This window comes from Pseudomonas putida, assembly GCF_022627325.1.
Lineage (GTDB): Bacteria > Pseudomonadota > Gammaproteobacteria > Pseudomonadales > Pseudomonadaceae > Aquipseudomonas > Aquipseudomonas putida_X.
Genome location: NZ_JAETZZ010000013.1, coordinates 68,081 through 90,509, shown reverse-complemented (window position 1 = coordinate 90,509; position 22,429 = coordinate 68,081). Strand labels below are relative to the sequence as shown.

Here is a 22,429-nt window from a genome sequence, read left to right as displayed (position 1 = left end):
TCTAAGAGCAGCAGTCACCTGAAACACCACCTTGCATTTCAGGATCCCGAGTAGCGTGGCCCTTTTTCGCATCAGTAACTGGACGCTGGATCTTTGTCCTCAGTTTTTGTGCTGAAAGCGGCGTGGTACGGATTTGCGGACAAACGTGGATAGCGTCGCGGATCACAGCAGTGGTCGGGTTACGAGAATTGTGAGCCTGATCCGATCTATGCGTGCGAATGGGCACCGTAGGTCTAAATACGACCGTTGAGCTGGCATCGGTTAGCGCTTTGATAGCGGCCGTCAAACATTCATTGACCTCTATGGGTAGAGAGCCGTCCGTCGCGGATGCTTCTGTCGTTGATGCAGGCCACCAAAGGTGGCTTGTACCTGATCCTGCGTTGCGTTTGGCCACCCCAACGCCCCTCTGACGCCGCCGGTCGGCTAGGTCGCCTAGGCTCGGACCCTGCCCACCTCAGAGCGGACGAATTGAAAACATCATGCTATGATCTAGTCCACAGCACAATGTGCTATAGCCCTTTAGAATCATAGCGTTTACATGACAATGGACGAATTCAGCAAAGTAAAATCAGATTTAGTCCAGGTCGCCAGATTGGCCCTCAGTGAGAAAACAGAGGACGTCCGGCTCTTTGTTGCGCGCCTCGTTAGGCAATATCGAGGCGCGCAACCCGAGCTGGCGGAGCAGCTCGACAAGTACCTGAGGACCATCGCTCCTGGCGGAGCTGCTCCCTATATGCGCAGAGAGGCTCCAACCAAAATTGAAGAGGCCACCCTCCCGATCGACAAAGAGTCTCGGCTGTCTCTTCTAAAGGTTTTCGATGACGGACCAGACTATCCCGCTCCGTTGCTGGATGACTTGGTCAAGCACTCTCTCGCTCAACTGATCAAAGAACGAAAACAGACCAAGAAGCTGACGGCGCTTGGGTTACAGCCAACCAAATCCTCAGTGTTCGTGGGCGCTCCTGGTGTAGGAAAAACAATCACAGCTCGGTGGATCGCTGCGCAGTTGGGAGTACCTCTCTTCGTGCTAGATCTGACGGCTGTGATGAGTAGCCTGCTAGGTAAGAGTGGCGCCAACCTGAGGGCTGCACTCGACTATGCCAAGCGCGTACCGTCGGTGCTGTTCCTCGATGAGATCGATGCAATAGCTAAACGCCGTAGTGACGACAGTGACGTAGGCGAACTGAAGCGCTTGGTCACCGTCATTCTCCAAGAGGTAGATGATTGGCCTGCAACTGGACTGCTGTTGGCTGCGACCAACCATCCAGAGCTCATCGACCCTGCGCTTTGGAGACGCTTTGACCTCATGGTTGAGTTCAAAGCACCTGACGCAGAAGCAGTAGGCATCGCTATCAAGCGCTTCCTCGGCTCAGATTTCCCTACGTTCGAGAAGTGGACCGGAATCCTTTCGTATGCACTACAGAATCAGTCTTTCAGCGATATTGAGAGAGAGATGCAGCGCTTCCGTCGAGCGCTCGCACTGGGCACCGCCGGTTCTGAGAAGTTGATCGAGGACCTCATACGTCAAAGGACCCCTCACCTGGAGCGGGCTGAACAGATCGAGTTCGCGGTAATGCTGGATAGCGATACCTCGCTGTCTCAGCGAGCTATTCACGATATTACCGGTGTGAGCCGGGACACGATTCGCAAGCACAGAAATGCAGCACCAAACGCTGTTAAGCGATCAACACGGACGAGTACTACTGCATGAGCCAAACGAATTTTCTGATCGGTCGGGGCGAGCTTTTAACACAGAGCATCAAAGGTGTTGGTAGGAAGATAGAGAAGGCCGATGCCTACACCTTCGAGCAAGCGCGCGAGCGCCTAACCGAGCAGGCAGACAGCGCATCTCTTTCGCTGGATAGCCTCTCTTCCTCCGCGTGTCCTCAGGATTTCGGGGTGGCTCGTCTCGTTTTGAATCCCAGCTACATCGCGAAGTCTTTCTTCCCTGCCAACATGCTGCGTTCAGTTGGGCTAGAGTCGATTGGGAGCCGTAAGGTACGCGTTACTCCGGAGAGCTGGACCCGCAAGGTAGCTCCTAGAGAAACTCCGACTACAGAAATCTTCGTCGCAGGCAAGCGAAAAGCGTTTAGGGCATTCAGCGATTGGATGAATAGCGTTGAAGTTGACTCGGAGGAAGCAACTGAACTGACGCGCATCGAAAATATCTCTGCATTCGAGCCAAGCGAGCGAGTGGTCAACCCTGGCACAGAGCATGATAGGTACTTCGAGTGCGGCATCCACATGCTCCCCGATCAAGACAGCAGCTTCATCCAGAATGCTTTCGTAGATTTTGCGAAAGCACGAGAGCTTACCGTCCATACCGAGCTAGGCTTTGAGGTCGGTAACCTTTGGTTCGTACCCGTAGAAGGGGAGCAGCAAGCCGCGCTAGCGCTTTCGGAGTTTGTTTTTGTTCGCGTCATCCGGCCCGTACCCAAAATGCGTGGTCTCTTACCGACTACCAAGCGGAGCGGGCCGTCCGTTGGATGTACCTTGCCAACGCAACCACCGCTCTCATCAGATCCGCGAGTAGCAATTCTCGACGCCGGCCTCCCAGCAGAGCACACAATAGGAAAATGGCTGCGTAGTTACCGGGTGCTAGATGAGAACGCTAGCGATGACCCTGAAGGCCCAGAGCACGGCTTGGCCGCTACTTCGGCTTTTCTGTTCGGCCCGATTGAGCCAGAGGGGCAAGCGGCTCGCCCTTACTCGTTTGTCGATCACCTTCGGGTTCTAGATGAAGGCGCAAGCTTGGAAAACCCTCTAGAGCTCTACCGAACGCTCGGTCATATTGAAGAGGTCCTGCTGTCCCGCCAGTATGAATTCATCAACCTCAGCGTAGGTCCGGACGTGGCCATAGAGGATGATGACGTACATGCATGGACGTCAGTGATCGACAATCTGCTCAGTGATGGAAACACCTTCATGACGATCGCCGCCGGCAACAACGGCGCAAGGGATTCGATCGTTCAATTGGATCGCGTGCAGGTTCCATCGGACTGTGTCAACGCTGTGACCGTTGGCGCAGCTAACTGCACAAGTGAGGCCTGGGCGCGTGCCTCCTATAGTGCTCGCGGACCTGGCCGAAGTCCTGGCGTGATCAAACCTGACCTAATGGCATTTGGAGGTGGCAAGCAGTACTTCCATGCATTGACTCCTGGCAAAAAGCCGACGCTAGCTCCGCTACTGGGGACCAGCTTCGCAGCTCCAAACATGCTGCGCTCTGCAGTGGGTATACGCGCCGTTCTAGGTCAGGAGCTATCTCCACTAGCTATCAAAGCTTTGCTTATTCACTCAGCAGATCAGAACGGCCATGAATCGGTAGATGTGGGTTGGGGAAAGATCCCAGAAGATCTCATTGAGGTAATCACGTGCCCATCTGGTGTAGCCCGCATCGTTTACCAAGGTGAGCTCAAGCCCGGCAAGTACATCCGTGCCCCCATCCCACTACCTGACTCACAATTGACAGGAAAGGTGAAGGTGACGGCTACGTTTTCTTTCGCTTCAACTACGGACCCTCAGGACTCTGCATCCTACACCCGTGCGGGGCTCGAGGTTACCTTCAGACCGAACAAAGACAAGGTAAAAGAAGGTAAAGCGAACGCCAAGACGAAGTCATTTTTCGAGAAGAAGAAATTCGCCACTGAAGATGAGCTTCGTTCCGACGCCGGGAAGTGGGAAACCGTCCTCCATGACTCAAAAAATATGTACGGGTCTAGCTTGAAGGATGCGGCTTTCGACATCCATTACAACGCCAGGGCCAAGGGCGGTACAGCCGACAAAGCTGAGAAGATTCGGTACGCACTGATTGTGACTGTTCACGCACCGAAGCACCCAGATCTGTTCACTGACATTCTTGAGGCGTACTCAGCTCTTGTAGAGATCCAACCGCAAGTTACCCTGCCTGTACGTCTCTGACAGCTGTCTCGCCCGGGCCAAAAGACCCGGGCGAAGGCTATCAGCTTTCGATTTTTGCTTAAGGATATGCGAATGGAAAACTACATTGTCTTGAGACGTCCCCAAAGCTCGACAAACTCCCTAAAGCGGGCAGCAACTCCCTTAAGCGGCAGCATGCTTACCGTGGAGCGCCTGCCTGTCCACGCAGTGGCGGACCTGGGGCGGGATCCCGAAGTTTTAGCTGTGACCCAACCGATGGCTACCGCCTTAGTCCGTCCAGTTCCAAGCTCAGCACCGACTCCGTCAAGTGGTGACGCTTGGGGGATTGAATCGGTCCAGGCTGATCAATCACCTTACACAGGTGCGGGCGTCACAGTGGCGGTGCTGGATACAGGTATTGATCGTTCGCATCCGGCGTTCGCAGGGATGAATGTCATAGAAAGTGATTTTACCGGAGAAGGTAACGGTGACTTGGACGGTCATGGCACTCATTGCGCTGGAACCATTTTTGGCCAAGACGTAAATGGTCGAAGAATCGGCGTAGCTAGAGGCGTTAGCCAAGCCTTGATCGGTAAGGTGATAGGCCAGCGCAATGCGAACTCCGACATCCTGTTCCGCGGCCTGCAGTGGGCCGCCCAAGAGCGCGCGAACATCATTTCCATGTCACTCGGTTTCGACTTTCCTGGCGAGGTTGAACGGAAGGTTCAAGCCGGTTGGCCCGTAGACCTGGCGACCTCACAAGCTCTGGAAATCTACCGCGGAAACCTCCGCCTTCTCGACTCACTCATGGCCATGTTCAAGGCTCAGGCAGCCTTCAATACTGCTCCCTTGGTCATCGCAGCAGCGGGCAACGAAAGTCGCCGCTCTGTAAATCGTGATTACAAAATTGCAGCGTCGCTGCCAGCTGCGGCTGACGGAGTGATTTCCGTAGGAGCGGCTGGAGTTTCTGGTCCTTTGTATGATGTCGCAGATTTCTCAAACAGCTTTCCTCATGTCATCGCTCCAGGCGTCGATGTGCTTTCTGCCTGGCCTGGGGGAACGCTTCATTCAATTGGTGGTACGAGCATGGCTTGCCCTCACGTAGCCGGAGTTGCTGCTCTATGGTGGGAACGGCTTCGCGAAGCTCGAGCCCCCCAGCTCGCTCAAGCTGTCTCTGCTCATCTTACGGCACAAGCGCGTCGAGATTGCTTCACCTTAGGTTTCGACTCGAGCGACTTTGGTCACGGCTTGGTAACCGCGCCCCTGACCGCATGACAGAAAGGCGCACATTACTGCGCCTTTCTTTAGAAGTCCTGAGGTTGGAAACTTTCCTTCGTGCCTTCGCTACTTTCAATAGACAGAACGTTTTGTACCTCTGCTTGTTCTTGAGCGCTCCAACGTCCTGGACCTGATCAGTAGAGGTTCAGTTTTGGAAGCCGCTTTATCGAGCACAACGAGAGAAAGCATTACCATAATTTTTGCCTCAGAGGCACTCAGCCGAGCGCTCAGTGTCGGCACCACCCCCGTCGGGCCCCATTAGGCAAGCAAGCCCTGCTTTGGAATTAGCCGACCCTCGATCGAAAGGGCGGCACTCGATATTGTCCCGATCCGCCTCAGTAAAATGCATCGAGGCAGCTCACTCTCCCTCACGCTAAGAATATCGGGTAAGCGGATTAAATGGTTGATCTTACCTTTGCATGAGAGTGAGACAGACCGGCATCTCATCGGATTATCTGGTTGATGCTTCACCTACTGCTGGTGCATGTTTCCTTCGCTAATTCCAGCAAGAACCCCACACGCCTCAACTTCCCGGTCATCGTTGCAACTCGCTCTCAGTGAAACGAGTTGTTTCTCAAGCGCTTGCAGAGCGGTTATCTGCGACCGCACATGAGAGATGTGATCATCGAGCAAGGCGTTGACGGCAGTACAAGGCTGATGAGGGTCGTCCTGATAGCGCTTTAGTTCGTGAATTTCTGCCAGTGACAGATCCAGGATGCGGCAGCGACGAATAAAGGCCAGCCGCTCAACGTGTTTCTCGGTATAGACACGGTAACCGTTGTCCTGCCGATCAGGCGGCGGCAACAAGCCCTGCTGTTCATAGAAGCGGATCGTCTGTGTTTCGACCCCTACCAACTGCGCCAACTGACCAATGCGCATCAGCCTCCTCCCCAACGGATTCTTTACTCTATTGACCTTATAGTAGCTTTATAGTTTTAAATGGTACCACAACATTGTTCAAGTGGAGTCGTATCATGAGCAAATCCTGTGGTGGCGCCTGTGGCGGTGATGCAACGTCCGCAGCGGATACCGATATACAGGCCTCCTCCGAGGCGCCAGGGAGATGGGTCAGTGTTTATGCCGTGCCGAAGATGGACTGTCCATCAGAAGAACGAATGATTCGCCTAGCCCTGAACGGCTTTGAGGAGATTCGGGCGCTGTCCTTCGACTTGTCGAACCGCCGGCTGAAGGTCGTGCATGACGGCGAGGTCGAGCCCGTCACCTCGAAACTGAAGACCTTGGGGCTAGGCGCCTCGCTTCAGGAAACCGTCGCTGCAAATCCGGAGACCATCAAGGCCGCCGAGTTTTCGGCAGCTTCTGCTAAGCAAGAATCCGGGACCCTGCGCTGGTTGCTCGGCATCAATGCACTTCTGTTCGTGGTGGAAATGACTGCCGGTCTGATCGCCCGGTCCACCGGCCTGATTGGAGAATCCCTGGACAATTTTGCCGATGCGGCGGTGTACGGGCTTGCCCTTTATGCGGTTGGACATAGCGTGAAAATGCAGGTACGTGCCGCGCATCTTGCTGGTGTACTGCAACTGATCTTGGCTGTGGGCGTGCTCGTAGAGGTGGTGAGACGCTTTGTATTCGGTAGTGAGCCTGAATCGCTGGTGATGATGGCTATCGCATTCGTCGCATTGATTGCCAATACCAGTTGTCTGCTGCTCATATCCAAACATCGGGAAGGCGGGGCGCACATGAAGGCAAGCTGGATATTCTCGGCCAACGACGTGGTGATCAACCTGGGGGTCATCACCGCCGGCGCCCTGGTCGCGTGGACCGGTTCCAATTATCCGGATCTGATTATCGGCACCATCGCGGGGGGCATTGTACTTAACGGTGCCAGACGCATTTTGGCGTTGAAGGGTTAAATAATGCTCATTATTGGCAAAAAGCTCTCGCCGTATGCCCTATTGTCCATATCGGGCCTGCTGGCAGCGTCTGATCAGGCTGTAAAGTGGCTGGTGCAGCAATCAATGGCCTATGGCGAGTATGTTTCGGTGACCCCGTTCTTTAACTGGGTGCACCTATGGAACACCGGTGCCGCATTCAGTCTTTTTGCGAATGGTGGAGGCTGGCAGCGCTACTTTTTTATCGGAATCGCGGTAGTGGTCTCGATTTTTCTGATCAAGCTGATCCTTGAAAATCGTCATAAAGGAGAAGCCATCGCTTACAGTCTTATCCTCGGTGGCGCCATGGGCAACCTGATTGACCGGGTCTTTCGCGGCTATGTTGTGGATTCCTTTGATTTCTATTGGCGAGACTGGCATTGGCCGGCCTTCAACCTGGCTGATATTGCAATTGTCCTCGGTGCCTTACTTTTCGTTTCCAGCAGCTTGTTGGGTAAAAAAGCAAACACCAATGCCGAGTCGGATGGATCTGACTGACACCTACGCCTATACAACACCATGACCGAACTTCCCGACAACATCCTTCACCTGCCGCAATACCAAGTACTGGGCTGCAAATCAACCGACGACGAAATGCACTTCCAGGTGGACGTGCCCGATCCCATCGCCTGCGAGGAATGCGGCGTGCAGGGTGAGTTCGTACGGTTCGGCAAGCGTGACGTTCCCTATCGTGATCTGCCCATCCACGGCAAGCGGGTCACTCTCTGGGTGGTCCGCCGCCGATACACCTGCCGGGCCTGCAAGACAACATTCAGGCCCCAGCTACCGGAGATGGTGGACGGATTCCGTATGACACTGCGGCTGCATGAGTACGTGGAGAAGGAATCCTTCAACCACCCCTACACCTTTGTGGCGGCACAGACCGGCCTGGACGAGAAGACGGTGCGCGACATCTTCAACGCCCGCGCCGAGTTCCTGGGGCGCTGGCACCGCTTCGAGACGCCCCGCATCCTGGGCATTGACGAGCTATACCTGAACAAGCGCTACCGCTGCATTCTGACCAACATTGAGGAGCGAACCCTGCTCGACCTGCTGGCCACCCGCCGCCAGGACGTGGTGACCAACTACCTGATGAAGCTGAAAGACCGGCAGAAGGTCGAGATCGTCAGCATGGACATGTGGAACCCCTACCGGGCAGCGGTCAAGGCTGTGCTGCCCCAGGCCCGTATCGTGGTCGATAAGTTCCATGTGGTGCGCATGGCCAACGATGCCCTAGAGAGAGTGCGCAAGGGCCTCAGAAAGGAGCTGAAACCGTCCCAGAGCCGGACTCTCAAGGGAGACCGGAAAATCCTGCTGAAACGCGCTCACGAAGTCTCAGACCGGGAGCGCCTCATCATGGAGACCTGGACAGGCGCGTTCCCGCAACTGCTGGCCGCCTACGAGCACAAGGAGCGCTTCTACGGCATCTGGGACGCCACCACACGGCTCCAGGCAGAAGCCGCCCTGGACGAGTGGATAGCCACCATCCCGAAGGGCCAAAAGGAAGTCTGGAGCGATCTGGTCAGGGCAGTGGGAAACTGGCGCGAAGAGACCATGACCTACTTCGAGACGGACATGCCCGTCACCAACGCTTACACGGAGTCCATCAACCGACTGGCCAAGGACAAGAACCGTGAAGGGCGCGGTTACTCCTTCGAGGTGATGCGGGCACGAATGCTCTACACCACGAAGCACAAGAAGAAGGCACCGACTGCGAAGGTCTCTCCTTTCTACAAGAAAACCATCGGTTACGGACTGCCGGACTTCGCAGAGGAACTCAACTACGGAGTCGATCTATCAACCATCTGAGGGTGGTATCAGATTGATGGGGTGAAGGTGCCCCATCAACCATTAAATCCGTATACCCAGAATATCCGCGCCGACCTGCTGCAGCCAAGACTACCTCCGTCTATCGAAAGACATCTTGCATGCTAGCATTTCAGTGGTGCATGATGGACTCATAACTACAAACAAGCGGTGCACATCATGGTCAGCATTGCGTGCAAAGACTCATCGCCCGTTTCGTCACGCTGGCACGTGACGAGATCCTCCGATGGCTGCCATCGAGGCCAGCCTCTCTACCCCTTTTCCCAAGCAGATAAATCCTTTCGCTCCCGCGAGCTAGAGGGGTTCCCTTCTGTTCAGTGCCCACGGCCTCTGGCCCAATGAAAATAAGGAAAATAGAAATGAGCATGATGAAAGCTGCCCGCCTTCATAAGGTTGGTCCGACCTTCCAACTCGACTCGATCGAGGTCCCTAGACCCCGTGCACATGACGTGGTGGTAGAGGTGAAGGCTTGCAACCTGGTACCTAACCTTCGCAATGTCATCGAGAGCTACTCCACCTGGTTCCCCTACCTCCCGCTTCCGAAGCTGCCGGCGGTTTACGGTTTGGATGCTGCCGGCATCGTCAAAGAAGTGGGAGAAGGCGTGCACGGCATCAAAGTCGGAGACCGCGTGTACGTGAACCCCGGCCGTAGCTGCGGCTCCTGTCATGCCTGTCTGCGCGGTCAACACATCAACTGCACCGCATTCACCTTCCAGGGCTACTTCGGGTTTGGCCCAGGCTCTCAAGAAATCTTCGAAGACTACCCCTACGGCGGATTGTGCCAATACATGACCGCGCCAGCGTCGGGCTTGGTCAAGCTCCCTGAAGCGATATCCTTCGAGCAAGGATGTCGGTTTGGCTATCTCGGCACCGCCTATTCGGCCCTTCGAAAAGCAGGCGTGTGTTCTGGTCAGTCTGTGCTGATCAGTGGCGCCACCGGAACGCTAGGCCTTGGGGCCGTCCTGCTTGCCCTAGCCATGGGTGCTACAAAAATCTTCGCGATGGCCCGAAACCGCCAATTGCTGGAGCGCGTACGCGCACTCGCCCCAGATCGCATTTTCACGATTTCCGTCGGCGATGAGCCACTGGGTGATTGGGTTCGGAAGCACACCGATGAGCTCGGTGCTGACGTCTTCATTGATGCGGTTGGCCCGGGCGCTCCTCATGAACTTACCGTCGAGGCGATTGGTGCGCTTCGCCGCGGCGGCCGCATGGTGGATATCGGCGGTATGTCTGAGGATCTGCCGGTACCGATGTTCAAACTCATGTGCTTCCAGATCAGCGTGATCGGCTCTCTCTGGTTCACTGTGGCAGAAGGTCAGGACATGGCCGAAATGGCTGCTGCCGGCACCTTGGATCTTTCGGTATTCGACCAAGAGGTCTTCGCCATCGAACAGGTCAACGAGGCAATGGATGCAATAGCAGACCGCAAAGGCGGTTTCACCAACGTTGTAATCAATCCCAGCCTGGCCTGAACAGTAGCGCCGCTCGATCGAGCGGCGCTCAATCGGAGACCAAACATGAAAGTGAGACGAGTGGTTGCGGGTACGCAGAATGGTAAAGCTGTGTTCCTTTCCGACGATTTGGCGCCTCAGACCTATGAATACAAAGCGATTCCAGGATTCGCTACCTCTTTAATCTGGCAAACGGAGGCGCCTCCCACCCTTCCTGAAGCATATGACGACCCAGTTCAACCCACCTCTTCACTGCTGCCTCAGCCCGGAGAAACTAAATGCCTGGCGGTGAGCTTCCCGCCTGACACAATCTTCCAGTCCTCGGATTTCAATCCCGATGAAGCTCATTCAGAGCAGCAACGTCACCTGCTCGGGCTTTATGAATGCTTCGACCCTGAGCAACCAGGTATGCACGCTTCTCCGACAGTCGACTACGGCATTGTCGTCAAAGGTCCTCTCGTCCTCGAACTGGACGACGGCCAGATCAGGGAGCTCGCGAGCGGAGACATCGTAGTGCAGCAGGGCAACATTCATGCTTGGCGAAATCCAGGGACCGAACCTGCACTGGTTACATTCGTTCTGATTGGTGCCCACTCTCAGCGGTAAAAATTACATAGGATAAGAACAATGAAAAATTATGTAACTCGCGCTGGCGTTTCCAGCGCGCTCGGCTGCTCTTTGCTCGTTTCTTCGCTATGTTACGGTACTGAAAATGGGGATACCGTTTGGCCGCTAGGCGTACAAACTGTTCTTCCAGCAATATTGCCTCCCCCAGGTGAAACCTCTTTGTACAGTTACACCGCCTACTACAAAGCGGATAGCTTTAAAGACAACAGCGGAAAATCTTCCGTACCCGGATTTAGCTTGGAGAACTTTGTACAGGCTATTCGGGTGGTGCACACATGGGATGTGAAATTTGATAGCGGCGTTACACTCAGCAGCGGTATCATCGGATCAGCAAACAAGATCAAGGTTGAGGCGTTCGGAAATAGCGATACAGACTCCGGATTCAGGCAACTGTACCTGACCCCTCTGTATGTCGGCTACTCGCCTTCGGAAAATTTGCATTTGCTAACGGGATTTAGCGCCTTCGTCCCATTGGGTAACTATGACGGCAATAAGCTAGCGAATAGTCCGACAGGCAATGCGAGCTATACCCAGGAATTCGACTTAACCTGGTTCCCCCACCCTAACTGGGAGGTCTCGATTGCTCCCACCTTCACCATCAATGCGAAGAACGACGACACCGACTATCGCTCGGGCAACGTATTCAACGTTGACTACCTGCTCGGCTACAGGCTGCAGTCGAATCCCAAGGTCCAGTTGGGCTTAGTGGGTTATTACACCAAACAGGTCACCGACGATCGCTACGACCATGGTGACCTCGATGATGGAAATCGGCTGAGTAAATTTGCCGTTGGCCCCCAGATCTTCTATGCGTTCGATCAGAAGTCCGGAGTCGTCCTCAAATGGATGCGTGAGACCGCGGTCAAAAACGGCCCTAAAGGCGACTCGGTATGGCTTGAGTTCGCCTTCCCTCTATGAGGCTAGCTTCGCATCCTCAGGCATTTTAGATACGACATCCTTCGCCACACTGTGAATATGGCTCGCAGCCGCATTGGCTGCGGCCATTTTGTTTCTGGTCTTCAGCGCTGCAAGAATCTCATCGTGCTCATCAGTAGCAGCATCCAAATGCACTTGGAAGCCACAGGTCTGAACGATGAAAAAGTCGGACAGCTCAAAATTTGCCACTTGGCGCGCCGAGAGTATTGGCGATTTTGCCATTGCGTGCAGCAGGCGATGGAATTCGACGTTCAATGTTCGATAGCTGTCGGCGGCATCGCTGTGCGCTGGGTTGATGCTTCTAATTTTGTCGTTAATCTCAGACATACGCAGCACATCATCAGGGGACCCACGTTCAGCAGCAAGCCCTGCGATTAGCGCTTCGTTGTTCGCAAACATCTGATAGAAGTCATCAACTTCCAAACGTGTAGGGTGCACAACCTCACATCCAACCTGGGCTGTGATCACAACAAAGCCCCTCTCCTGAAGGCTGTTCAGCGCGGTCATGATCGGCTGACGACTGACTCCAGTTTCTTCGCCAATTTCCTTGACCAGGATTTTTTCACCGAACGCATATCTACGACTCAGTAGGCGTTCCAAAATGTGCTGATAGATAGCGGTCTTCTTGTTTGCCACTTGCATCGGTATGGTTTTCCTAGGACTGAGTGCACGGTTCAACATTTCGCTAACTGGCTTGCATACTAGCATTTCGGATAGTAAACCAGATTTTTGCACCCATCGCTTCGTCATACGTCGCGACCCATTGCCACGGGGAGGATCCACCCGACGATGAGCGGGCATCGTCAAGCTTGCATGCTAGCATTCTAGCGTGCATGATGATTAGGCAGACAAAAACAAATCTACCTGCATGGCGTTCCCCCTCTGCCCCTTTTGGGAGTTGAGGAGACGCTCATGCCGTCCCAGTGCGAGGCGGCCTGCACTGGGGCACGACGTGAAGGTTTCGTATCGATGAACGCTTACCTGCATTGCCTATCACACACGCCCCTCATTGGGCATTTCGATCCGCCCAAGAACGTGCTCGATGAAGTGGATGAGGTGGTCCGCGCTGCCCGTGCACGCATTGCCGCTTTCGACCCTGAGCTCGTGGTGCTTTTCGCTCCCGACCATTACAACGGCTTCTTCTACGATGTCATGCCCCCGTTCTGCTTGGGCATGGCTGCTGAAGCCATCGGCGATTTTGGCTCGCTCGCCGGCACCCTCTCTGTGCCCAAATCCATCGCTGAAGCCTGCGCTGAATCTTTGCTGAGCAATGGCATCGACATGCCTGTTTCATATCGCATGCAGGTCGACCACGGCTTCGCTCAACCGCTCGAATTCCTCCTGGGTGGCTTGGACAAGTATCCGGTCTTGCCGATCTTCGTGAACTGCGTGGCCCCGCCCCTGCCTACCTTCGAACGAGTCAGATTGATGGGTGATGCGGTCGGTCGATTCACCCGCACTCTGAACAAGCGGGTGCTGTTCCTTGGGTCGGGAGGCCTTTCACACCAACCGCCAGTTCCAGAGTTAGCCAAAGTCGATGCCCGGATGGCTGATCGGCTCATGGGAAGTGGCCGCAATCTGCCAGAAGACGAACGTACAGCTCGCACTCAACGAGTGGTCATTGCAGCTGAGCGGTTTGTCGAAGACCAGACCACCCTGCATCCGCTGAACCCTGAGTGGGATCAGTACTTCCTCGACGTTGTTGAGCAGGATCTGTTTAGCGACCTCGATCAACTCCCCAATGCACATCTTTCCGAATTGGCCGGTAAATCCACGCATGAGGTCAAGGCCTGGGTCGCTGCGTTCTCAGCACTCGCTGCTCACGGCGCATATACCGCGACAGATCGTTATTACCGAGAGATCCCGGAGTGGATCGCAGGCTTCGGCTCTATCAGTGCGCACTCTCAGCGCTAACACACCTTCACGGAGAATCAATCGTGACTGCAATTACTGAAAAAGGCACCAGCAAATTCGTTCGCATCCAAGACGGCGAGCTGGATCTGAATATTCATTACAACGACTGCGGTGAAGGCAAAGAAACGGTTGTCATGCTGCATGGTTCCGGCCCTGGTGCTAGCGGCTGGGCCAATTTCAATCGCAACATCGAGCCCCTGGTAGAAGCCGGTTTCCGGGTCATTCTCATGGACTGCCCTGGCTGGAGCAAAAGTGATTCGATCGTAAGCACCGGCTCTCGCTCCGATCTTAATGCCCGCGTTCTGAAAGGGTTGGTCGATAAGCTGGATCTGGACAAAGTACACCTGCTCGGCAACTCCATGGGTGGCCACACTGCCGTGGCGTTCACGCTGACCTGGCCTGAGCGCGTAGGCAAGCTCGTGCTTATGGGCGGTGGCACCGGTGGGGTCAGCCCATTCGTGTCGATGCCAACTGAAGGTATCAAGCTGCTGAACGGACTGTACCGCGAACCAACGATCGAGAACCTCAAGAAGATGATGAACATCTTCGTCTACGACACCAGCGATCTCACGGAGGAGCTGTTCCAAGCACGCCTCGACAACATGCTGGCTCGTAAAGATCATCTCGAAAACTTCACCGCAAGCCTCGCTGCGAACCTCAAGCAATTCCCCGACTTCGGTCATCGTCTCGGTGAGATTCAGGCCGAAACCCTCGTAGTTTGGGGTCGCAACGACCGCTTCGTCCCTATGGATACCGGCCTGCGGCTGGTTGCTGGCATTCCCAATTCTCAACTGCATGTCTTCAACAAATGCGGCCACTGGGCCCAATGGGAACACGCGGACAAGTTCAACCGCATGGTTCTCGACTTCCTCACCCACTGATCGAGGTCAGCATGAACATCACACAAGAGACCCTTGAGCGCTTGGCGGCTGATCTGCGCAGAGCTGAAGGAAAGGGCGAGCCTGTTGGACCACTGCGTGACGTCATCGGCGCCACGAATGTGGAAAGTGCCTATGCGATTCAACGCCTGAACCAAGCCTACGCCATCGCCAATGGGCAACGCCTGGTGGGCCGCAAAATCGGCTTGACCAACCCTAAGGTCCAAGCGCAGCTGGGCGTAGACCAACCTGACTTCGGTTGCCTGTTTGCCGACATGGCGTACGGCGACAACGAAGTGGTTCCGTTCGAGCGTGTTCTTCAGCCCAAGATCGAGGCGGAAATTGCACTGGTTCTGGAGCGCGACCTGCCTAGCGCTTCTACAACCTTTGCAGACGTCATCGCCGCAACTGGCTGGGTTCTCCCGGCGCTCGAAATTGTCGGCAGTCGCATCGAAGGCTGGAACATCAAGTTCGCCGACACCGTAGCTGACAACGCATCAAGCGGGTGCTTTGTACTCGGTGGCCCTGCGCAGCGCATTGATGGCCTGGACCTTCGCGGTGCAACGATGCGCCTCTCCAAAAATGGTGAGGTCGTGAGTTCCGGAAGTGGTGCTGAGTGCCTGGGCAACCCGCTGAATGCGGCCGTTTGGCTCGCCCGCACAATGGCTGAGTTTGGTGAGCCTCTCAGAGCAGGCGACATCATCCTCACTGGCGCCCTGGGGCCAATGGTTGGCGTAAGTCCAGGTGATCATTTTGAAGCCGAAATTGAAGGCCTTGGCCGCGTCGGCGTGTCGTTCAGTGTCGAGTGATGGAGATCTAGAAATGACAACAAAACGCAAAGTCGCCATCGTCGGCTCCGGAAACATCGGCACCGACTTGATGATCAAGATCCTGCGCAATTCAAAGCACCTGGAAATGGCTGTGATGGTTGGTATCGACCCTGCTTCTGACGGCCTTGCCCGCGCAGGTCGAATGGGCGTCGCTACTACCCACGAAGGTGTCGCGGGCCTGGTCAAAATGCCAGAATTTGCTGAAATCGATTTCGTCTTCGATGCAACCAGTGCCGGTGCTCATGTCAAAAACGACGCCATGCTGCGTGAGTGCAAGCCGGGCATCCGAGTAATTGACCTTACTCCGGCAGCTATCGGCCCTTATTGCGTGCCTGTGGTTAACCTCGAAGAGCACGTCAACGCGCAGAACCTGAACATGGTTACGTGCGGCGGGCAGGCAACTATTCCAATGGTCGCTGCGGTATCGCGTGTAGCCAAAGTACATTACGCAGAGATTGTCGCATCGATTGCCTCCAAATCGGCAGGCCCAGGCACCCGAGCCAACATCGACGAGTTCACCGAAACCACATCGAAAGCCATCGAGGTGATCGGCGGAGCAGCCAAAGGTAAAGCCATCATCATCATGAACCCGGCTGAGCCTCCTCTGATGATGCGCGACACCGTCTACGTATTGTCTGAAGCTGCGGACCAGGCTCAGGTTGAGGCCTCCATTGAAGAAATGGTCGCCGCAGTGCATGCGTATGTCCCTGGCTACCGCCTCAAGCAGAAAGTGCAGTTTGAAGTCATCCCTGAGTCTGCCCCACTGAACATTCCTGGCCAAGGCAAATTCAGTGGCCTGAAGACCTCAGTTTTCCTTGAGGTCGAAGGTGCTGCCCATTACTTGCCAGCGTACGCAGGCAATCTCGACATCATGACTTCTGCCGCGCTGGCTACCGCCGAGCGCATGGCACAGTCGATGAGCCAGGCCTGAGGAGCGCAGATATGAACGGTAAGAAGCTCTACATCTCGGACGTGACCCTGCGTGATGGTATGCACGCCATTCGTCACCAGTACTCACTGGATCAGGTCCAGGCCATCGCTCGTGCACTGGATGCCGCCAAGGTCGACTCGATCGAGGTCGCGCATGGTGACGGCCTTCAAGGCTCCAGCTTCAACTACGGCTTTGGCGCGCACACCGATATCGAGTGGATCGAAGCTGCCGCCGACGCAGTGAAGCACGCCAAGATTGCAACGTTGCTGCTCCCAGGCATCGGTACTCTGCACGACCTCAAAGCAGCCTATACCGCAGGCGCTCGCGTTGTTCGTGTCGCCACCCATTGCACCGAGGCAGACGTCTCCAAGCAGCACATCGAATACGCCCGTGAGCTCGGCATGGACACGGTTGGCTTCCTGATGATGAGCCACATGCAGACCCCCGAAGGTCTCGCGAAGCAGGCAAAACTGATGGAAAGCTACGGTGCCACCTGCATTTACGTCGTCGACTCCGGCGGCGCGATGAATATGGATGACATTCGTGCCCGCTTCCGCGCAGTGAAGGCAGTCCTCGATCCGGCCACTCATACCGGTATTCACGCGCACCATAACCTGAGCCTCGGCGTTGCCAACTCGATCGTCGCCGTCGAGGAAGGCTGTGACCGCATCGACGCGAGCCTGTCGGGCATGGGCGCCGGTGCTGGCAATGCTCCCTTGGAAGTCTTCATTGCAGCCGCAGACAAGCTGGGCTGGAACCACGGCACTGATCTGTACGCTCTCATGGACGCAGCAGATGATTTGGTTCGCCCACTCCAAGATCGTCCTGTACGTGTTGACCGCGAGACTCTCGCTCTCGGCTACGCCGGCGTTTATTCGAGCTTCCTTCGCCATGCAGAAGTTGCAGCTGCTCGCTACGGCATCAAGGCAGTAGACATTCTGGTCGAGCTGGGCAAACGCCGTATGGTCGGTGGCCAGGAAGACATGATCGTCGACGTCGCACTCGATTTGCTGAAGCGCTGAGTTCGCAGACAGCTCCACGCAAGCTGTCTGCAGCAATCCCCTCCCGCAAGGGAGGGGGTCTATGACACAACAATAAGAGAGATCACCAACATGAATGCCTCGCATACTTCCGAATCGCAGCACCTCCGAACACGAAGTGATCAGCCCACCTATTCACTTTTCTTGAGTGATTACTGAGCTGACGTAACTCCACATCACTGGCGGTACTAAAACCAAAATCACGTGTTTTCTGAAGACCTTTTGAAGGGCTTCGGAGGGGGTCGCTATGACTGACAAAACCGATAAGACCAAACTATTCATCACCATCGCGCTTTGCTTCCTCGTTGCATTGATGGAAGGCCTGGATCTCCAAGCCCCTGGGATTGCGGCGCACGGCATGTCTGCCGAGTACAGCTTGGATAAGCTGGAAATGGGCTGGGTTTTCAGTGTTGGCGTCCTGGGTATGCTTCCAGGAGCCTTCGTTGGCGGACGCCTGGCTGATCGTTATGGCCGAAAAAAAGTGCTCATCGCCTCTGTTGCACTGTTCGGCATCTTCTCTCTCGTCACCACAGTAGCCTGGAGTTTCGGCGCGTTGCTATTCGCTCGGTTCCTGACAGGCGTGGGCCTGGGTGCGTCGTTGCCTAACCTCATTGCACTCGCCTCTGAAGCTGCTGGTGAGCGCATGCGAGGCACAGCAGTCAGCTTGATGTATTGCGGTGTACCGCTGGGAGCCGCGTTGGCAGCCGCCATTGGTCTACTGAATTTCGGGGCTGGCTGGAAGCTCGTCTTCTATGTCGGCGGCATTGTTCCCCTGGTCATTGTCCCCCTGCTGCTTCTTTTTCTGCCTGACGTATACAAGCAAACAATTTCAGCTACCTCCACTATCGAAGTTCCCTCCACCAAAGCCATTTTGGTAGAGAGCGGTGCGCTGAAGAAAACCCTGCTCTTGTGGGTCAGTTTCTTCTTCACGCTGATGGTCACCTACATCCTGATCAACTGGCTTCCTAGCATTCTGATTGGACAGGGCTTCAAGCCGAGCGAGGCAAGCGTCGTCGTATTGGCCATGCAGCTTGGCGCGGCCATGGGCACGTTGATGCTCGGCGTTGCGATGGATCGCCTGCCTATCTGGGCGATGTCGGCGCTGGTATATGGGGGCATCCTGATTTCTTTGGCCTGCCTTACAGTGGCGGCCTCACTCCCTACCATGATCGGTGCAGGATTCTTGGCAGGCATTTTCACAACGGGTGGCCAGTGCGTCCTTTACGCCCTCGCTCCGCAGTTCTATCCCGCTAATGGGCGGGCTACCGGGACCGGTGCAGCACTCGCAGTCGGCCGTATCGGTGCCATGACCGGTCCACTCGTCGTAGGAAAAATGATGGTCCTTGGGGCCGGTGCGAGCGGTGTGATGTTGGCCTCGGCACCGGGCATCGTTCTGGCGGCTATCTCGCTGCTTTATCTCTCATCGCTGAAAAAACGCCCTGAGCTCAGCGCCTCGGTGGTTTGACCGGGATTGCGTCATCACAAAAACAAGAAAGAAGACACGACATGAGCAAATCAAAAAAAATTGCATTCGCAGGGCTGCTGGCTGCACAAGCAGCTTCCCTACAGGCGGCCGGCTTCGTGGAAGATTCGAAAGCCAAGGTAACACTGCGCAACTACTACTTCGATCGCAACTACATCAACCAGACACCGCAAGCTGCAGCGCGAGAGTGGGCCCAGGGTTTCATCGTCAACTTCAATTCGGGCTTTACAGAGGGGGTTGTCGGCTTTGGATTGGATGCCCAAGCCATGATGGGGTTGCGCCTTGACTCCTCACCAGATCGTGTCGGCACCGGCCTATTGCCGTTCTCTGCCTCCACTAGGGAGCCAGCTAAGGACTACTCCGAGCTAGGGCTGACAGCGAAGGTCAAGGTTTCCAAAACTGAGCTTCAGTACGGGACCGTAAGCACGTTTTTACCGATCGCATTCGCAAGTCCAACACGGCTACTGCCCCAAACCTTCCGCGGCACTTACCTACGCTCGCAAGACATCACAGATCTTGCTCTGCACGCGGGTTGGCTGGACCGAATCAACCTGCGGGACTCGACTGACTACCAAAAGATGCGAGTTTCAGCTCCAAACGGACGCTTCAACGGGGCTGCTGAGTCTGATGCCTTTTATTTCCTTGGTGGCGATTACGCCTGGTCGAAGAACCTCACGCTCAAGTATTACTATGCAGAGCTCGAGGACATCTACGTCAAAAACTACCTGGGTTTCGTGGACAACCGTGAGTTGGGCCCAGGCCGGCTCACTTCCGACTTCCGCTTCTATGATTCCAAAGACAATGGATCCGCAAAAGCTGGGAAGGTTGATAACCGCAATACTGCTTTGATGTTGACCTACCAGCTCGGCGTCCATCGTCTCGGCGCTGGCTACATGCAGCTGACCGGCGATACAGCGATGCCCTATCTGTTTGGTACCGAACCGCTGGTGATCACGGAAGGCACACTGAGCTCGGAGTTCCTGAACCCCAAGGAAAGAAGCTGGCAGGTCAAATACGACTATGACTTTGTTGGCCTTGGTGTTCCCGGCCTGAAGGGGATGTTGCGTTACGTCAGCGGGGACAACATTGACCTTCCGAACCTCGGCGGCAACAAGCTCAAAGAGTCGGAAAAAGACGTTGAGCTTTCCTATGTCATCCAAAGCGGCACGTTCAAGGACGTGGCATTCCGGATCAGACACGCTTGGTACCGAAATGATTTCGGCCCTGGAGCAACGCACCGGGATGACAATGAGCTTCGTGTGAACATTGATTACACCTTTGCCCTTTGGTGAAGCCGACGTAGCTCCACTCCCTACGCGCTGCACCCTTAGCCACGAACTCACCTCGTGGCTTTTTTTGGCGTGACGAAAGGCGTTTCCAGATGATTGCGACCATTCTTCTTGCATGCTAGCATGCAAGTATAAATTGAGTGATCTCGCCTGCCAGCTAATAGCGCTGAACCAGACACTCTGATGGCCTGAAAAAAAATACAAGATCAGGAGGTACCATGAATCTCTTCCCCCTCATTCGCATCGCTCGCCCGAGCTGCGGGTCCCAGTAGAGCCCGCCGTTTCCCAAATTTTTAATGTCTCGAACGCCAGGTCGGTGCTGTTTCGTGCTGGCTGGCTTTGGGACCTGTCGGACATGTTCCGGGCTTGCGTGCAAGTTCAGAGCATCAACAAGTAATGCCTGGAGAATAATAAATGACTACCTCCACTAGCTTCGATACCGACGTACTGGTGATCGGCACTGGCCCAGCTGGTGCAACTACTGCCTTGGCGCTCGCCACCTACGGTGTACGGGTCAAAATGGTCACCATGTTCAATTGGCTTGCGAACTCGCCGCGAGCCCATATCACGAACCAGCGCGCCATGGAGGTCGTGCGTGATCTTGGGCTGGAAGACGAGGTTGTCAGAGCAGCCACACCTTGGGATCAGATGGGCGATACGCTTTTCACCACCAGCCTGGCCGGTGAAGAAATCGCACGTATGCGCACCTGGGGTACTGGCGACAAACGCAAGGGCGATTACGTCCAAGGCAGTCCCTGCACCATGCTGGATCTCATCCAACCTGAGATGGAATCGATCCTTCTGAAGCATGCCGCGATCCGCGGTGCTCAACTGAGCTTCAACACCGAGTACCTGAGCCATGTGCAAGATGCCGAAGGTGTAACTGCTCGCATGAAAGACGTTCTGACCGGTGTCGAGTACGAAGTCCGAGCGAAGTACCTCGTGGGCGCCGATGGAGCTAACTCAAAAGTAGCCAAAGAGATCGATTTGCCGATTGTTGGCGAGATGGCCAGGGCCGGAACCGCCTACGTAATCTTCAACGCCGACCTGAGCAAGTACGTCGAACACCGCCCGAGCATCCTGCAGTGGATCGCTACTCCAGAAGCTGGCTTTGGCGAAATCGGGATGGGCTTGCTGCGTGCCATTCGCCCGTGGAATCAGTGGATTGCAGGCTGGGGCTTCGACATGGCCAAAGGCGCTCCAGACCTGTCCCCAGAAGCTGTTTTGGAGAAAATCCGTCTCTTGGTCGGCGATCCAAAGTTGGAAGTCCAGGTTGAGCGCATGTCGACCTGGTATGTAAACCAGGCACATGCCACCGAGTACTCTCGTGGCCGCGTATTCTGCGCTGGCGACGCGGTTCATCGTCACCCGCCGTCCAGCGGTCTAGGCTCCAATACCTGCATGCAGGACGGTTTCAACCTCGCTTGGAAACTCGCTTATGTCCTCAAAGGATTCGCCGATCCGAATCTGCTGGAAAGTTACACCGCAGAGCGCGCTCCCGTGGGCAAGCAGATCGTGGCGCGTGCCAACCAGTCCCGCAAGGACTATGCCCTGCTGAAGGAGTGCTTCAACTTCGGCAATGGCGTGGACACTATCGCCAAGCTGCTTGATCGCATGCGCGACCCGAGCCCGGAGGGTGTAGAAGTTCGCATGAACCTGCAGAAGGCGCTGGAAATCAAGAGTCGAGAATTTAACGCTCAAGGTGTCGAACTGAATCAGCGCTACGTATCCTCTGCTGTTAAGCCAGACCCAAGAGACGGTGCTGAGCTCTGGGCTCGGGACAAAGAACTGTACCTGCAGGCCACCACTCGCGCAGGCGCCAAACTTCCTCACGCCTGGCTGGTGAACGAGAACGGACACCGGATTTCGACGCTCGATGTCGTAGGTAAAGGGAAAATGACCCTTATCACTGGCCTTGCCGGTCAGGCCTGGGTGGCTGCTGCTGAGAGCTTGAAACTGCCATTCTTGAACACAGTTGTCACAGGCGCGAAAGGTACTGCGGACCTTTACTGCGATTGGCAATCGGTTCGTGAAATTCACGAGGCCGGTGCCCTTCTGGTTCGGCCTGATGGATATATCGCCTGGCGGCACAGCAATGCTGTTTGGTCTGCCGATGAAGCTACTTCAGAGTTGCAGCAGGCGCTCAAAAGCGTCCTCGGTTAAGTGTTACCTCAAAA

General features: G+C 55.4%; 19 protein-coding genes. 17 read left to right on the top strand and 2 right to left on the bottom strand.

What is annotated here, in order from left to right:
• Positions 1-538 precede the first annotated feature (538 nt).
• From JNA92_RS20165 to JNA92_RS20155, 3 genes are all read left to right on the top strand, one after another.
• A complete protein-coding gene (locus tag JNA92_RS20165) occupies positions 539-1,711 on the top strand; it encodes an AAA family ATPase (RefSeq protein WP_182387392.1) in 1,173 nt (390 codons plus the stop codon).
• Positions 1,708-3,918 (top strand): S8 family peptidase, encoded by a 2,211-nt coding sequence (locus JNA92_RS20160; protein WP_084850422.1) that lies wholly within the window; start codon positions 1,708-1,710, stop codon positions 3,916-3,918. Before JNA92_RS20165 ends, JNA92_RS20160 begins: the two co-directional genes overlap by 4 nt.
• Before the next feature lie 72 nt (positions 3,919-3,990).
• Positions 3,991-5,151 carry a S8 family peptidase gene (locus JNA92_RS20155; RefSeq protein WP_182387390.1) on the top strand — a complete coding sequence of 387 codons (1,161 nt, stop codon included), beginning with the start codon at positions 3,991-3,993 and terminating at the stop codon, positions 5,149-5,151.
• 474 nt (positions 5,152-5,625) lie between these two features.
• On the opposite strand, the gene cadR is transcribed toward JNA92_RS20155, so the two are convergent.
• The gene (gene cadR / locus JNA92_RS20150; protein ID WP_010794431.1) at positions 5,626-6,033 is read right to left on the bottom strand and encodes a Cd(II)/Pb(II)-responsive transcriptional regulator; all 408 of its coding nucleotides are present in this window, start codon (positions 6,031-6,033) and stop codon (positions 5,626-5,628) included.
• Positions 6,034-6,128: 95 nt separating this feature from the next.
• Between cadR and JNA92_RS20145 the strand changes: the two genes are divergently transcribed.
• The 6 genes from JNA92_RS20145 to JNA92_RS20120 all read left to right on the top strand — a co-directional run bounded on the left by JNA92_RS20145 (position 6,129) and on the right by JNA92_RS20120 (position 11,869).
• Positions 6,129-7,025, top strand: a complete 897-nt coding sequence (locus tag JNA92_RS20145) for a cation transporter (protein WP_004364974.1) — start codon at positions 6,129-6,131, stop codon at positions 7,023-7,025.
• A 3-nt stretch (positions 7,026-7,028) separates the two neighbouring features.
• Positions 7,029-7,541, top strand: coding sequence for a signal peptidase II (gene lspA, locus JNA92_RS20140; protein ID WP_003821921.1), 513 nt, complete (start codon positions 7,029-7,031; stop codon positions 7,539-7,541).
• A 21-nt stretch (positions 7,542-7,562) separates the two neighbouring features.
• Complete coding sequence (locus JNA92_RS20135; RefSeq protein ID WP_004574636.1) at positions 7,563-8,852, top strand: ISL3-like element ISPpu12 family transposase; 1,290 nt, start codon at positions 7,563-7,565, stop codon at positions 8,850-8,852.
• A gap of 377 nt (positions 8,853-9,229) precedes the next feature.
• Positions 9,230-10,345: an alcohol dehydrogenase catalytic domain-containing protein gene (locus tag JNA92_RS20130; protein ID WP_023383528.1), complete on the top strand. Its 1,116-nt coding sequence runs from the start codon at positions 9,230-9,232 to the stop codon at positions 10,343-10,345.
• A gap of 45 nt (positions 10,346-10,390) precedes the next feature.
• Positions 10,391-10,930: a cupin domain-containing protein gene (locus JNA92_RS20125; RefSeq protein WP_182387388.1), complete on the top strand. Its 540-nt coding sequence runs from the start codon at positions 10,391-10,393 to the stop codon at positions 10,928-10,930.
• A gap of 21 nt (positions 10,931-10,951) precedes the next feature.
• Positions 10,952-11,869 carry a SphA family protein gene (locus tag JNA92_RS20120; protein WP_225521985.1) on the top strand — a complete coding sequence of 306 codons (918 nt, stop codon included), beginning with the start codon at positions 10,952-10,954 and terminating at the stop codon, positions 11,867-11,869.
• Here JNA92_RS20120 and JNA92_RS20115 read toward each other — a convergent pair.
• Positions 11,864-12,529 carry a GntR family transcriptional regulator gene (locus JNA92_RS20115; protein WP_139657522.1) on the bottom strand — a complete coding sequence of 222 codons (666 nt, stop codon included), beginning with the start codon at positions 12,527-12,529 and terminating at the stop codon, positions 11,864-11,866. The two genes, JNA92_RS20120 and JNA92_RS20115, sit on opposite strands and share 6 nt — an antisense overlap.
• 327 nt (positions 12,530-12,856) lie before the next feature.
• On the opposite strand from JNA92_RS20115, the gene mhpB reads away from it, so the two are divergent.
• The 8 genes from mhpB to JNA92_RS20075 all read left to right on the top strand — a co-directional run bounded on the left by mhpB (position 12,857) and on the right by JNA92_RS20075 (position 22,415).
• Positions 12,857-13,801: a 3-carboxyethylcatechol 2,3-dioxygenase gene (mhpB, locus tag JNA92_RS20110; RefSeq protein WP_084850429.1), complete on the top strand. Its 945-nt coding sequence runs from the start codon at positions 12,857-12,859 to the stop codon at positions 13,799-13,801.
• Positions 13,802-13,824: 23 nt separating this feature from the next.
• Positions 13,825-14,682 carry an alpha/beta fold hydrolase gene (locus tag JNA92_RS20105; RefSeq protein ID WP_172402805.1) on the top strand — a complete coding sequence of 286 codons (858 nt, stop codon included), beginning with the start codon at positions 13,825-13,827 and terminating at the stop codon, positions 14,680-14,682.
• An 11-nt stretch (positions 14,683-14,693) separates the two neighbouring features.
• A complete protein-coding gene (gene mhpD / locus JNA92_RS20100) occupies positions 14,694-15,488 on the top strand; it encodes a 2-keto-4-pentenoate hydratase (RefSeq protein ID WP_019437720.1) in 795 nt (264 codons plus the stop codon).
• Between the two features lie 13 nt (positions 15,489-15,501).
• The gene (locus JNA92_RS20095) at positions 15,502-16,440 is read left to right on the top strand and encodes an acetaldehyde dehydrogenase (acetylating) (RefSeq protein WP_084850426.1); all 939 of its coding nucleotides are present in this window, start codon (positions 15,502-15,504) and stop codon (positions 16,438-16,440) included.
• 11 nt (positions 16,441-16,451) lie between these two features.
• Positions 16,452-17,462 carry a 4-hydroxy-2-oxovalerate aldolase gene (gene mhpE, locus JNA92_RS20090; protein ID WP_156867043.1) on the top strand — a complete coding sequence of 337 codons (1,011 nt, stop codon included), beginning with the start codon at positions 16,452-16,454 and terminating at the stop codon, positions 17,460-17,462.
• Positions 17,463-17,727: 265 nt separating this feature from the next.
• Complete coding sequence (gene mhpT / locus JNA92_RS20085; protein ID WP_084850427.1) at positions 17,728-18,945, top strand: 3-(3-hydroxy-phenyl)propionate transporter MhpT; 1,218 nt, start codon at positions 17,728-17,730, stop codon at positions 18,943-18,945.
• Between the two features lie 41 nt (positions 18,946-18,986).
• A complete protein-coding gene (locus JNA92_RS20080) occupies positions 18,987-20,255 on the top strand; it encodes an OprD family porin (RefSeq protein WP_182387386.1) in 1,269 nt (422 codons plus the stop codon).
• A 411-nt stretch (positions 20,256-20,666) separates the two neighbouring features.
• Positions 20,667-22,415 carry an FAD-dependent monooxygenase gene (locus tag JNA92_RS20075; RefSeq protein ID WP_084851562.1) on the top strand — a complete coding sequence of 583 codons (1,749 nt, stop codon included), beginning with the start codon at positions 20,667-20,669 and terminating at the stop codon, positions 22,413-22,415.
• Positions 22,416-22,429 lie beyond the last annotated feature (14 nt).